We start from the raw sequence: 13351 nt of genomic DNA on the forward strand, positions 1-13351 counted from the left end.
GGATACGGTGAAAGTCAAAGTGTCATGTTCCACTACTACTATAGTTTGTATTGGTTTGTAGTGGTCAGTTTCGGCCATTGAATCGCACAAAATTGACGAGAGTAAATGAAGCTATCAAATAAAACCCAAGCACTCCAAGACTTAATTGCTCCTGCAGTGCAAGCCTGTGGTGTGGATCTTTGGGGAATTGAATTCCTTCCTCAAGGCAAACGTTCTTTATTGCGTATTTATATCGACAAAGCGGTCGATGAACATGCAGAACCTGTTATCAATGAAGATGGTGAGCTTGAACAAGGGCGCGGTATTGGTGTTCAGGACTGCGTACGCGTGACTCAACAGGTCGGTGCAATGCTCGATGTGCATGATCCAATTTCAGGTGAGTATGCGCTTGAAGTATCTTCACCAGGTTGGGATCGTCCATTTTTCCAACTTGAACAATTACCAGCATATGTTGGTCAACAAATTGCGTTCCGTTTGATCAGTGCAGTTGATAATCGTCGTAAATTCCAAGCAAAATTGGTTGCTGTAGATCTTGAAGCAGAAATGATTCAAGTTGAAGTGGAAAAGCAGCAAGTACTTGAAATTGATAGCAATAATATTGATAAAGCCAATTTGGTCTATCAAGATTAATTCATTTAATAAATAAGAATCTGAACGAAATAGGTGGCTTATGGCACGTGAAATTCTTACCGTCGTTGAAACGGTTAGTAATGAAAAAGGTGTAAGTCGTGAAGCGATTTTCGAAGCCTTGGAACAAGCGCTTGTTGCTGCGACTAAAAAGAAGTTCTACGAAGGAACAAACTCTGAAGAAGCGCAGCTTCGTGTAGAGATTGATCGTAAAACGGGTGAATATAGTACTTTCCGTCAATGGACCGTAGTTGCGGATGAAGATCATGAAATGCCTGCGTGCCAAGACGCCATTTCAGATGTTGATCCAGCAAAATGGTCGATCGGTGATGTACGAGAGCTTGAAGTTGAGTCAATTGACTTCGGTCGTATTGCAGCACAAATTGCGAAACAAGTGATTGTTCAGAAAATTCGTGAAGCAGAGCGTGCGTTGATTGCGGATGCGTATGAGTCGAAAGTGGGCGAGTTGATCTACGGTGAAGTGAAAAAGCAGACCAAAGATGGCTTTATCATTGATCTTGGTGACAATGCAGAAGCGTACCTTGCACGTGAAGAAATGATTGCAAAAGAAATTTTGCGTCCAAAACAACGTGTAAATGCGATTTTGTTTAATGTGAACCGTGAAGGTCGTGGCGCACAACTTCAGTTATCTCGTGCCAAGCCAGAAATGCTCATCGCGTTGATGAAAAAGGAAATTCCTGAAATTTCTGAAGAAATCATCGAGATTAAAGCAGCGGCGCGTCAACCGGGCGTTCGTGCTAAAATCGCTGTGAAAACCAACGATCATCGTATTGATCCGGTGGGTGCATGTATTGGTATGCGTGGTACACGTATCCAAGCAGTTCAGCAAGAGTTGAACGGTGAGCGTATTGATGTAGTGGTATGGTCTGATGATCCTGCTCAGTATATTGCGAGTGCTTTAGAGCCAGCAGATGTATCGGGTATCGTGATTGATGAAGAAGAACGTACAGCTGACATTATTTTCGCAACCAGCGACCAATTAGCGCGTGCGATCGGTTCTCAAGGTCAAAATGTTCGACTTGCATCTGAATTGACCGGTTATAAACTGAACATGATGCTTGAAGAAGAGTATCATGCTCGTCAGCAAAACGAAGCTCAACAATACCTAGACTTATTTGTATCACGTTTAGATATTGAAGAAGATTTGGCAATGGCTTTGGTTGAAATGGGCTTCACTTCTTTGGAAGAGATTGCTTATGTTCCGGCTGAAACATTTGACGAAATTGAATTAGATGCTGAAGTGGTTGAATTACTTCAAGGCCGCGCAAAAGAAGTTGCATTGGCTGATGCATTGAAACAGCAAGAAAACATCCAAGATCCAAGTGCAGAACTCGTTGCAATGGAAGGGATGACACAAGAGATTGCATATGCACTCGCAGCACGTGGTGTAATCACGATTGATGACTTGGCTGACCAAGCGACTGACGATATTTCAGATATTGAAGGTTTAGGTGCAGAGAAAGCGGGTCAACTTATTATGAAAGCGCGCGAATCATGGTTTAACTAGGAGATCATACATGACGGACAAGACGATACAAGAGTTAGCTCTCAGCGTGAACCGCCCTGTTGAGAAGCTCCTAGAGCAGGTTCGTGATGCAGGTTTACCACAGCGTAAATCGGACGATATTATCTCTACTGAACAACAAGATGCCCTCGTGCACCATTTGAAGAAAATTCATGGTCAAGACGATGGTCAGGCAGGAAAAATCACGTTGAAACGTAAAACGACCAGTACGGCTAAAGTAGCCAGTACATCAGGTAAGGCGAAAACAATTAATGTAGAAGTTCGCAAGAAGCATACATTTACTAAGCCAGATCCAGAACAAATTAAAGCAGAAGCTTTGGCGAAAGCACAAGCTGAGCAACAAGCGCGTGCAAACGTGCAAGCTATGGTTGAACCAAAAGCTGAAACGCCAGTTGTAAATAAAGCAGCTGCAAACTTTGAAGCAATGCGTGCTGCTGCTAAGCAAGAAACGACGAAGCAAGAAGTCGCAAAAGCAGCAGTTGTGGTGAAACGTAAATCAACCAATAAACCTGTGGTTAAAGCACAAGTTAAAGTGATTGAAACACCAGAACAGAAAAAAGCGCGCGAAGCTCAGGCAGCTCAACTTAAAGCAACTGAAGAAGCAGCTCGTCGTAAAGCAGCTGAAGAAGCACAGCAACGTACACTTGAGCAAATGCGTCAAATGGCGTCTAAATACTCAAATGAAGATGCAACAGCAACGATTCGTGTCGTGGATGATTCTCCACTTGCAGCGGGTCTTGTTGGTCAAGCATATGAAGATTCATTTGCCAAAGAAGACCGCGATATCAAACGTGGTACCAATACACCAGGTGCGCGTGCACCGAAGAAAGGTGGTCGTCGTGGTGAAGAACAGTCTTTCCGTGACAACACGCATAAACGTGGTTTAAAAACCAGCCAAGCAAACAAGCATGGCTTTGAAAAACCAGTTAAAAAACAAGTTTATGATGTTGAAATTGGTGAAACAATTGTGGTTGCTGACTTGGCTGCGAAAATGGCAGTTAAAGTACGCGAAGTGATTAAGTCGCTGATGAAAATGGGTGAACTTGTAACTCAAAACCAAGCGATTGATCAAGAAATTGCAGCGTTGATCGTGGAAGAAATGGGCCATAACCCAGTTCTTGTATCGGATACCCAAGCTGAAGATAACTTACTTGAAGCAGCAGAAGAAGCACGTGGCGCTCAAACGACTCGTCCTCCTGTTGTAACTATCATGGGTCACGTTGACCATGGTAAGACATCATTGCTTGACCGTATTCGTCGTTCAAAAGTGGCAGCTGGTGAAGCGGGTGGTATCACTCAGCACATCGGTGCATATCATGTAACGACTGATAAAGGCATTATCACATTCTTAGATACTCCGGGACACGCAGCATTTACTGCAATGCGTTCACGTGGTGCGAAATCGACAGACATCGTGGTATTGGTTGTGGCGGCGGATGATGGTGTAATGCCACAAACAGCTGAAGCGATTGATCACGCACGTGCTGCTGGCACGCCAATTATTGTTGCAATCAACAAAATGGATAAAGAGTCTGCTGATCCAGACCGCGTATTGAATGAATTGACTGTGAAAGAAATCGTTCCTGAACAATGGGGCGGTGACGTTCCTGTTGCAATGGTTTCAGCACATACAGGTCAAGGTATTGATGAGCTTCTAGATATTATTTCAATCCAAGCTGAATTACTTGAGTTGAAAGCATCTGAAGAAGGTGCTGCTCAAGGTGTCGTGATTGAAGCACGTGTAGACAACAGCCGTGGTGCGGTCACGTCTATCCTTGTTCAAAACGGTACATTGAAAGTAGGTGACCTGGTTCTTGCGGGTGCATCTTATGGTCGCGTACGTGCGATGACAGATGAAAACGGTAAACGTATTCAATCTGCAGGTCCTTCAATTCCAGTGGAAATTTTAGGTTTACCTGAAGCGCCAATGGCGGGTGATGAAGTTCTTGTTGTGAATGACGAGAAGAAAGCACGTGAAGTTGCGGATGCGCGTATGGATCGTGAACGCCAAAAACGTCTTGAGCGTCAAAGCGCAATGCGTCTTGAAAATATCATGGCGTCTATGGGCAAGAAAGATGTACCTATCGTCAATGTCGTATTGAAAACTGATGTACGTGGTACATTGGAAGCATTACACGTTGCTCTTGCTGACCTTGCAACAGACGAAGTTAAAGTCCGTGTCATTGGTTCAGGTGTTGGTGCGATCACTGAATCTGACGTGACACTAGCTGAATCTTCTGAGGCAGTTCTTCTTGGCTTTAACGTACGTGCGGATAACGCAGCACGTCAAAAAGCAGATGCTGACGGCATCGACATTCGTTACTACTCAATTATCTATCAATTGATTGATGATGTGAAAGCAGCGATGAGCGGTAAACTTGCACCAGAACACCGTGAAACAATTCTAGGTGTGGCTGAAGTACGTGAAGTGTTCCACTCAAGTAAGTTTGGTGCTGCAGCAGGCTGTATGGTACTTGAAGGTGTATTACACCGTAACAAACCAATTCGTGTCCTTCGTGATGACGTGGTTGTGTTCCAAGGTGAGCTTGAATCACTTCGTCGTTATAAAGAAGTGGTTGAAGAGGTTCGTGCTGGTATGGAATGTGGTCTTGCGGTGAAAGGTTATAAAGACATTAAAGCACTAGATAAGATTGAAGTGTACGATGTTCAATTGATCAAACGGAGTCTTTAATGGCGGGTAGTCAACGTCTTAAGCGTATGGCGGATACAGTACAACGAGAGTTGTCTGAATTGATCCGTCAAGAGCTGAAAGATCCACGCTTAGGTGGTCTTGTGACCATCTCTGCGGTGAAAGTAAGTCCAGACTTAGGTTATGCTGAAGTGTATGTGACTGTAATGGGTCGTGAGCTTGGCGATGAGCAAAGTGAGGCAGCAAATAAAGAAACACTTGATGTGTTAAACAAAGCATCTGGTTTCTTGCGTCATGAACTCAGCCGTCGTATTAAGACACGTATTACACCGCGTTTGCGTTTCCATTACGACAAAACCAATGCATATGGTAACTATATGTTTGGTCTGATTGCAGAAGCAGTGAAGGATTTACCTGCTGACGAAGCAAAAAAAGATGATGAGTAATTCAGTTTAACTGAGCATAAAAAAGCCACCCGAGGGTGGCTTTTTTATTTGCTTCATTTACATTTACAAATTGAATGAGTCAGAAATACCGAGTGTGGCCGTGATTTCTATGTTACTGAGAAAGATCATCATTATGCTGCTTTTGGAAAGCCCTACGGCGCGTGCGTTGCCAAGGTAAGGGGCGATTTAAAGCTTCTGGTACATCACCACTGAGTGAGCGTAAACGTAAATGCAATGCTGCTTGTGCCATTAAGTTAGCAGATACTGGTGCAGTCAAAAATGCAAATAAGGTGAGCAATAGTTCAGGAAAACCAAAGCGACCTTGAAATGCAGAATAAATCATGGCAGCAATCAAAAAACTGCCCAAGCCAAGCGTACTTGATTTTGTGGGTGCGTGAAGACGCATGAATAAGTCGGGTAGGCGTACCATTCCAATCCCTCCAACCAGCATGAAGAAAGTGCCGATCATGAGAAAAATTGAAACCAGAATTTCCATTGTGAGTTGCATCTATATCGCTCCTAGTCAATCACATGACCTGAGGTGAAGTAGCGTGCTAAAGCGGCTGTAGATACAAAGCCTAACATCGCAACCAATAGCGCACCTTCAAACAATGAGGTGCTGGCCCAGTAAATGCCTAAAATGATAATCAAACAGGTGGCATTTAAAAATAAGGTATCGAGTGCTAATAGTCGGTCCACGATGGATGGGCCAATGATTAAACGAATCAAGCACAGCAGCATTGAGATCGTGACGGCAATTAAACAGATGCCGAGAGCATACGGTAAAATAGTCATGTATTATCTCCTGCTTGAACACCAAAAATTTGCATCAACGGTTTTTCATAGCGCGCTTTAATATTTTGGATTTCGGCATCAGCATCATCAGTGCTGAGTGCGTGGACCAAAATATCCCCACGATCTTGGTCAATCCCTGCTGAAACGGTTCCAGGCGTTGTGGTAATAATCATTGCCAATAGTGTATTGACTTCCTCATGCTGCGTTTCAAGCGGAACACGAAACCATTTGGGTTGTAGACGATCAATCGGCCCTAGAACTTGTTTTGCCACGGTAATATTGGACATCACAATATCGTAAAGTACGACAAAAAGTAGTTTAACTGCTGATTTCCATTCAATATTTGGCGTATATGCAATGAAAGGTTTAATGAAACGTGGAATAAAGATACCGAGTAAAACTGCCATGACTAAACTCGCTGCTTCAACACTATGCGCCAGCATTAGCCAACTAAGTGCAACCACAACCGAAACAAAAGGGTGAGGAAGCCAGCGTACTAGAAAAGAAGTCTTTTTCATGTTTAAGGCTCCACCATAGGTTCTAGTCGTTCTGTGTTTGGTTGCTCTTCAGCCTGATGCTGCTGTTGCATTTGACGCTGTTTGTATTCAGAAATATGTTCACCTTCCAGTGTTTCTTCCGAAATTAAATATGGAATCAAATGTGCATTTGGATCCACGCGTTCGCCACCATATTTGGTTTCAGGTAAATTTTCACTATCGAACGGTTGTACGCTAATGGTTTGCCCATGCTCATCGGTTTTAAGCAAAGTTTGCTCATAGAGCGCATTATTTTGGATTTGCATAGCGGTTTGGTAAGTGTACTTCTGAATTGGACTTGCAAAGACCATATAGCCAATTAAACCGACCAATAAAAGATAAATGGTTTTGTCATTGCGTTTTGGTGCTTGCTCAGGCAAGGCTTGATAGGTGGTATAAGCAGGCTCGATAGGGTTATCTTCAGGCTTTGTTGCACGCCAGAACAGAATAAAACCCACACGAGTAAAGGCGATAATGCTGAGTAAGCTGACGACCAAAACCGTCAAAATGATCAACAACTGATAAGGTGAATTAGAGGTTGCTTGTAATATAAAAACCTTACCTAGGAAGCCACTAAATGGAGGCAAACCGGCCATCATCAAAGCAATTGTAAAGTAGGTAATAGAGAGTATCTTCTGCTGTTTCATTTGAGGTGCGATTTTAAAGTGGTCTTTAAATTCACCGCGTTGTGAAGTAATCCAACCACTTAAAATGTAAAACGCTGCTGCAATAATAGTACTGTGTACCAAATAATACAGTGCCGCTGCCCATGCCAAAGTATTGAATAGGGAAATGGCGATTAAAATCGTGCCTACAGAAGACAAAATCATAAAGCCAATGAAACGACGTAAGCGTTCCGCACCCATCGCACCAATCACACCATAGACAGATGTAATCAAACCAATTGGTAATAAAATGTATTGCAGAATTTCACGACTAATTGCATCGTCAAATACGGTGCCGTTGACACGTAAAATGGCATAAATACCGACTTTGGTCATGATGGTGAACAGAGCCGCCACAGGCGTCGTTGCCACCGCATAGGTTTTGGGTAACCAAAATCCGACAGGTAGCATGGCTGCTTTAATGCCAAAGACTGTAAACAACAATAGCCCACCTGCAACCGCGATACGATGTTGATCGGCTTCTAATACAGGCATCAAACGTGCAACATCCGCCATATTGAGGCTACCGACACTGCCGTAAATCATGCCAAGGCCAATCAAAAATAGGGCTGATGCCAACAGGTTAATGGTGACGTAGTGAATGCCCAGTTGAAAACGCGCTTTGCCTTGACCATGCAGTAACAAGACATAAGAGGCCATCAACAAAATTTCAAAGAACACGAACAGGTTAAATAAGTCGCCTGTCAGGAAAGCGCCTGTGAGACCCATCAGCAGGAAATGACACATGGCATGAAAGTAACGTCCACGCTCATCCCATTCTTTACTGGCAAACCACATTACAGGAACTGCCAAAGCATAGGTTAAGACCAACATGAGTGCAGACAGTTGATCGAGGACCAAAACAATACCAAACGGCGCTGCCCATTCACTCAGGTTGTAAACGCTGATTTGCCCTGAGCTTGCAAAGATCAGATAGTTGACTGCGGTGAATAAACCGAGCAAACCTGAAGTATAACTGATACCCCGACGCCAAGGTTGTCGCCAGTCTTGTGCTAAAGAACCTGATCCCGGATTACCCAATAATACCAACACAAAAGCGGTAAGGGCAGGGATTAGAATACTAAAAATTGGGGTGTGTTCGGTCCAAAAGTGGATGAAGTCATTCATTATGGCTCATCCTCACGTGGGTCAATTTGTGGTATTTCTTCTTTAGAGTCAACGTGGTCGGTTCCTGTTTCATAGCGACTGCGTAAGGCCAGTTGTACAATAAAAGCAGTGGTGGCAAAGCCAATCACAATTGCGGTTAACACCAAAGCTTGCGGAAGGGGATCGGTTGCTTTGCTGGCTTCGGTGAGTACCGCAGGCGCATTGACTTGGAGTCGGCCCATAGCAAATAAAAATAAATTGACGGCATAGCCAATCATGGCAAGCCCAAGCACCACAGGAAAGGTACGAGCACGTAAAATCAGATAAATACCTGTTGCAGTCAATAGACCAATAGCGGAGGCAAGTAACAATTCTAAACTAATCATATTAATCCCCCTTTGGTACGACTGGACCAGACATGCTGGAGTGACGAGAGTCACCTAAAACAGAAATGAGCAACATGGTCGCGCCTACAACCGTAATATAAACACCGACATCGAATAGTGCTGCGGTTGCAAGATGCATTTCGCCTAAAATTGGTGGCGACACATAAAAGTGTGCGCTGGTGAGGAATGGGCGTCCCCAAAACCATGCGCCTAAGCCTGTTAAGCCTGCGATAACTAAACCTGTACCAATCCAGATTTCATACAAACGACCTGATTTGGCTTTGAGCAGCTGTTCCGCATGGTCTTGACCGAGTGCCATGTACTGAATAATCAAGGCCAAAGCGGTAATTAAACCCGCGATAAACCCACCGCCCGGCAGGTTATGCCCGCGTAAGAAGATATACAGACTGACCACCAAGGCAATCGGTAAAATCCACGATGCGCTAATGCGAAGCATGAGTGGCGATGGATTGAAACGGTAGCTGAGACCTTGGGTCATGGTGGTACCGTGAGCACGCATACCATCCATTAAACACAGTGCACCGATGCCTGCAATACCGAGGACTGTAATTTCACCAAAGGTATCGAAACCACGGAAGTCAACTAAAATGACATTGACGACGTTGGTTCCACCGCCTAGTGGAATCGACTGTTGCATGAAGAACCATGAAATGGAGTTGTGATCACGGGTTAAAATGAGCCATGTAATCCATGCAATGCCAAGTCCGCCACCAATCGCAATGAGAGCATCGCGCCAACGACGTGAGACACTTGATTCATACGGTGTGAGTTGCGGTAAAAGCGATAAACTCATCAATAGCAATACGGTAGTGACCACATCGACGGTGATTTGTGTCAGAGCTAAATCTGGTGCAGAGAAGCAGACAAAAATCATGGTCACGACTAAACCAATCGCGCCACTGATCAATACCGCTTTAATGCGTTCATGGTGAAACCAAAGCATCATCCAGCATGAAGAGAATAACAGTAGCCAAAGTACGATCGCTAAGGCTGGAGCATGGGCGAGTTCACGTGTACCGGTGCTAATGCCTTGGCCCAAGAATGGAATGGCTACTAAAACAATGCTAAATAGTACAATCCAGAGCAGATAGCTCTGTAATTTACCGTTTTCAGTCAATCGTTTAAATTTGCGTGAGTTGAGCAGGAGTGACTTTAGGAATAAGTCAAAAGCCACTCGACCTTGCAGACGACCTAAATATGGATCAAGATCAATTTCTCGAATTTTGCCGCCTTTCGCCAGACTGAAATAGAAAATTAGACCGCCGACCAAGGCAATAGCACTCATCAACAATGGCAGGTTAAAACCATGCCATAGGGCAAGATGTGTGCCTTCAAAATTCATCATTTGGGTACTGGCGCGTGCTGTACTGTTAACGATGTTTTCAACCATTAGGGCAGGGAATAAGCCGACTAAAATACATAGAATCGCCAGTAAAGTGGCTGGTGCACGCATGCCAAACGGTGGCTCATGTGCATCTTTGTTTGGGACTTGTTGGCCTACAGGACCATCGAAAAAAACGCCGTGAACTAAACGTACAGAGTAAGCTACCGCAAAAATCCCCGCCAGTGTCGCGACAATCGCAGAGCAGATGAGCACAGGGCCAGACAGGTTGCTGAGCAGCTCAGTAAAGAACATTTCCTTAGATAAGAAACCATTGGTCAAGGGCACGCCAGCCATCGACGCGGCAGTGACCATGGTTAGCGTAGCGGTATAAGGCAACAGTTGCCATAACCCGCTAAGCTTACGCAAGTCACGTGTGCCTGACTCATGATCAATAATGCCCGCAATCATGAACAGAGCTGCTTTAAAGGTGGCATGGTTAATAATATGAAAAATCGCCGCAGCCACAGCCAATGGTGATCCAGTCCCCAACAGACACATGATCAGGCCGAGGTGGCTGATGGTTGAATAGGCCAATAAACCTTTCAGGTCTTCTTTAAAGATGGCAAAAAATGCAGCCATACACAGGGTAAACAGGCCAATAAACGTGACCAAATTATGGAACAGTGCCGCACCTGCAAAAATCGGTAACAGTCGTGCCACCAAGAAGATGCCCGCTTTGACCATGGTTGCTGAGTGTAAATAAGCAGACACGGGGGTCGGGGCTGCCATTGCGTTGGGTAACCAAAAGTGGAATGGGAATTGCGCACTTTTGGTAAAAGCACCGAGTAAAATCAGTAACAGCGTAGGAACAAATAAAGCATGACCTTGAATCTGTGTGGTCATTGTCAAGATTTGATCAATCTCATAGGTGCCAGTGATTTGGCCCAGCAAGATGAAACCACCCAGCATGGCCAGTCCGCCCATACCCGTAATGGTCAAGGCCATTCGTGAGCCACGTTGCGCCGCGTCGTAATTGCTCCAATAACCGACCAAAAGAAAAGAGGAGATACTGGTCAGTTCCCAAAAAACGAGGAGTAAAATTAAATTATTGGAGAGTGAAATTCCAAGCATGGCTGCCATGAACAACATGAGCAGTAGATAGAGTTTATTGAGAGAATTTTTGGGGCCTAAATAAAAATAGGCATAAATATAAATGAGGGTTCCGATGCCGCTGATGAGTAAGGCAAAGAGGAGGCCTAAAGCGTCTAGACGGAAACTGAAGTTAATGCCAAGCTGCGGCAACCACGACCACGACTGCGTAATGACAGCGCCATTAAACACGTCTCGTGCTTGGGTCAGTAATAAGCCTAAACTTGTCATACTGACCCCAACAGCTGCGAAGGCGGTTAGCCTACGTGAGCTCTGCTTCAGTAATGAGACAAGGGTTGTGCCAAGTATTAACGGTAACAATAAAATAATCGGTAGCACACTCGTTTCCATTGTCGTGAATAGGTTAAAACCTATTGGTGAATCTCATCTTTCAAGGATTACAGGACTGCAAAGAGCAGCCCAAGAGTTTCAATCTTGAAAGCCAATGTGAAATTTAAAAATAATGAAGTTGTGTTGCGCAACTCATGAAGCGTTATAGCAAAATCCGATTTCAGTTAGAAATTTGCAAGTAAAACCGATCATATAACATGACTAAAACAACATCAATCTTTTTTGCGCTGACGCAAAACATTATACGCATGATGGTCGTTTCTTGGTGGCTAGGAGGTACTTTCTCAGTGCAAGAAATGTAAAAAAGCGACCATTGGTTGCCTGTTTTTAGAGTTGAAATGGTGATACTGATGAAGCAGGTTAAGTTAATGGATTAGCAGATGAGGCATCATCTTCAGCACTGAGTAAAGCAATCAAATGCTGTTGCTGTTCGAGAGAGAGTTGCTGCTGTATTTGTGTGAATAATTCAGCCACATTTAAATCTTGAGGTTCAGCCGCAATCGGTTCGATGGTTCCATTGGTCGCTTCATGATTGGCAAGGTTTTGGTAAATGGCATCGAACTGATGTTGCAGTGCATCGAGCTGGATCGGACTTAATTGTTTATTTTCCAATTTGAGGCACTGAAACTCGTTGGCTTGTTCCAGCAGCTCACTTCGGTTACCTGAAGCGATAATTTGCAGTCGAGGAAAAGCCTGATTTAAACGTTTTAAAATGACTTGTGTCATATTTTGATCCAGTTGATGATCAATCGCGTCAATCAATAGCACACCGTCACCTTCTAAGCATGGGAACAGGCTTTCAGGGTTGAGTAAGCATAAACGTCGCACAATATCGCCAATGAGTGCCACCCAGTTGCGGATACTATTGGAAAGCTGTTGATAGAGCATGCTGTTGCCCTGATAGCGCACCATCAGTTGTAATTTGGGATGATATTGCAGATACATATCTTCAATCTCAGGCAGCACGGTTGCTAAAGCCTGCTTGAGCGCCTGTAGGCTGGGTGACTGAATGTGCGCTTGAGCCTGAGTGAGTTGATAGCTTAGAGGAATATCGGGTGGCATACTTTTGGGCTGATGCAGTATCGTTTGTAAAAACTGCGCAGTTTGCGCATTTTCGATATCGCTGATTTCACGAAACCATTCAAAGAAACGGGCAAAGGTGGTATAGGGAATAGCTGAAATTTCATAGGCATGTGCATGTTGGAAAATCAGGGGATTGTTCTTGCTGAGAATATTCATCTCATTGACAAAACGTTCCGCAGGATAATACGCAATCAACGGTAAACCTTGCAGTGGATCTTGTAGGGTTGCCTGCTGATATAGATTGACCAGTTGTTCGAGTTCCAAGGTTTCCACTCGACTGATGCCAATCCCTTGTTGGTTTAAGGTTTTGTAGAGTTGCCATGTATAAGGTTCGGGTGCAGCATCGGCTATTGTAGGTTTGAGAGCATACACTTCAGCGGGTATAGCAACTTGAATATCAATTTTGGACTGTAGGCGGTTCAGCATAATGTCGTGATCTAACATCACCACCCCCGCAGAGCGTAAATCTTTATAGCGGGCTGCAAACCAAGTCAGAGCCTGATAACTAAAACGCAGAATAGAGGTTTTGCCTGAGGCTTGATCACCTAAAATTAAAGTGACAGCTTTGTCGTGATAAGAAAAATCGACTTTGAGGTCAGCAAAATGTAGGATGTGTTTCAGGTGAATGGATTGAATTTTCATAGAACACCCGCAGACGTGGTTGC

At 44.2% G+C, this 13351-nt stretch carries 11 protein-coding genes; 4 read left to right on the forward strand and 7 right to left on the reverse strand.

Going from position 1 to position 13351, the window contains the following annotated elements; genetic code table 11:
* The first annotated feature begins 105 nt into the window (after positions 1 to 105).
* From rimP to DPG01_RS03930, 4 genes are read left to right on the forward strand one after another with little or no spacing between them, the layout of a single operon-like run.
* Positions 106 to 630, forward strand: coding sequence for a ribosome maturation factor RimP (rimP, locus tag DPG01_RS03915; protein WP_086209693.1), 525 nt, complete (start codon positions 106 to 108; stop codon positions 628 to 630).
* 40 nt (positions 631 to 670) lie between these two features.
* On the forward strand, positions 671 to 2155 hold the full coding sequence (gene nusA, locus DPG01_RS03920; protein ID WP_086209692.1) for a transcription termination factor NusA: 1485 nt from the start codon (positions 671 to 673) through the stop codon (positions 2153 to 2155).
* A gap of 10 nt (positions 2156 to 2165) precedes the next feature.
* Entirely contained in the window at positions 2166 to 4865 is a 2700-nt protein-coding gene (gene infB, locus DPG01_RS03925; protein WP_086209691.1) for a translation initiation factor IF-2, read from the forward strand.
* Positions 4865 to 5269: a ribosome-binding factor A gene (locus DPG01_RS03930; RefSeq protein ID WP_086209690.1), complete on the forward strand. Its 405-nt coding sequence runs from the start codon at positions 4865 to 4867 to the stop codon at positions 5267 to 5269. Before infB ends, DPG01_RS03930 begins: the two co-directional genes overlap by 1 nt.
* Before the next feature lie 112 nt (positions 5270 to 5381).
* On the opposite strand, the gene DPG01_RS03935 is transcribed toward DPG01_RS03930, so the two are convergent.
* The 7 genes from DPG01_RS03935 to DPG01_RS03965 form a co-directional block, all read right to left on the reverse strand.
* Positions 5382 to 5777, reverse strand: coding sequence for a Na+/H+ antiporter subunit G (locus tag DPG01_RS03935; protein ID WP_086209689.1), 396 nt, complete (start codon positions 5775 to 5777; stop codon positions 5382 to 5384).
* 11 nt (positions 5778 to 5788) lie between these two features.
* The gene (locus tag DPG01_RS03940; protein ID WP_086209688.1) at positions 5789 to 6064 is read right to left on the reverse strand and encodes a monovalent cation/H+ antiporter subunit F; all 276 of its coding nucleotides are present in this window, start codon (positions 6062 to 6064) and stop codon (positions 5789 to 5791) included.
* Positions 6061 to 6582 carry a Na+/H+ antiporter subunit E gene (locus DPG01_RS03945; protein ID WP_110974250.1) on the reverse strand — a complete coding sequence of 174 codons (522 nt, stop codon included), beginning with the start codon at positions 6580 to 6582 and terminating at the stop codon, positions 6061 to 6063. The genes DPG01_RS03940 and DPG01_RS03945 overlap by 4 nt, the downstream gene beginning before the upstream one ends.
* A gap of 2 nt (positions 6583 to 6584) precedes the next feature.
* On the reverse strand, positions 6585 to 8393 hold the full coding sequence (locus DPG01_RS03950) for a monovalent cation/H+ antiporter subunit D (RefSeq protein ID WP_110974251.1): 1809 nt from the start codon (positions 8391 to 8393) through the stop codon (positions 6585 to 6587).
* A complete protein-coding gene (locus DPG01_RS03955; RefSeq protein WP_110974252.1) occupies positions 8393 to 8758 on the reverse strand; it encodes a Na+/H+ antiporter subunit C in 366 nt (121 codons plus the stop codon). Before DPG01_RS03955 ends, DPG01_RS03950 begins: the two co-directional genes overlap by 1 nt.
* 1 nt (position 8759) lies before the next feature.
* Entirely contained in the window at positions 8760 to 11603 is a 2844-nt protein-coding gene (locus DPG01_RS03960) for a monovalent cation/H+ antiporter subunit A (protein WP_110974253.1), read from the reverse strand.
* Between the two features lie 360 nt (positions 11604 to 11963).
* Complete coding sequence (locus DPG01_RS03965) at positions 11964 to 13328, reverse strand: ATP-binding protein (protein ID WP_110974254.1); 1365 nt, start codon at positions 13326 to 13328, stop codon at positions 11964 to 11966.
* Positions 13329 to 13351 lie beyond the last annotated feature (23 nt).

The sequence above is a fragment of the Acinetobacter sp. WCHAc060042 genome (genome assembly GCF_003231195.1).
In the GTDB taxonomy this organism is placed as follows: domain Bacteria; phylum Pseudomonadota; class Gammaproteobacteria; order Pseudomonadales; family Moraxellaceae; genus Acinetobacter.

Excerpts from the sequence above, each read along its gene's own strand:
- rimP (WP_086209693.1), top strand. The coding sequence starts at position 106 with ATGAAGCTATCAAATAAAACCCAAGCACTCCAAGACTTAATTGCTCCT.
- nusA (WP_086209692.1), top strand. The coding sequence starts at position 671 with ATGGCACGTGAAATTCTTACCGTCGTTGAAACGGTTAGTAATGAAAAA.
- infB (WP_086209691.1), top strand. The coding sequence starts at position 2,166 with ATGACGGACAAGACGATACAAGAGTTAGCTCTCAGCGTGAACCGCCCT.
- DPG01_RS03930 (WP_086209690.1), top strand. The coding sequence starts at position 4,865 with ATGGCGGGTAGTCAACGTCTTAAGCGTATGGCGGATACAGTACAACGA.
- DPG01_RS03935 (WP_086209689.1), bottom strand. The coding sequence starts at position 5,777 with ATGCAACTCACAATGGAAATTCTGGTTTCAATTTTTCTCATGATCGGC.
- DPG01_RS03940 (WP_086209688.1), bottom strand. The coding sequence starts at position 6,064 with ATGACTATTTTACCGTATGCTCTCGGCATCTGTTTAATTGCCGTCACG.
- DPG01_RS03945 (WP_110974250.1), bottom strand. The coding sequence starts at position 6,582 with ATGAAAAAGACTTCTTTTCTAGTACGCTGGCTTCCTCACCCTTTTGTT.
- DPG01_RS03950 (WP_110974251.1), bottom strand. The coding sequence starts at position 8,393 with ATGAATGACTTCATCCACTTTTGGACCGAACACACCCCAATTTTTAGT.
- DPG01_RS03955 (WP_110974252.1), bottom strand. The coding sequence starts at position 8,758 with ATGATTAGTTTAGAATTGTTACTTGCCTCCGCTATTGGTCTATTGACT.
- DPG01_RS03960 (WP_110974253.1), bottom strand. The coding sequence starts at position 11,603 with ATGGAAACGAGTGTGCTACCGATTATTTTATTGTTACCGTTAATACTT.
- DPG01_RS03965 (WP_110974254.1), bottom strand. The coding sequence starts at position 13,328 with ATGAAAATTCAATCCATTCACCTGAAACACATCCTACATTTTGCTGAC.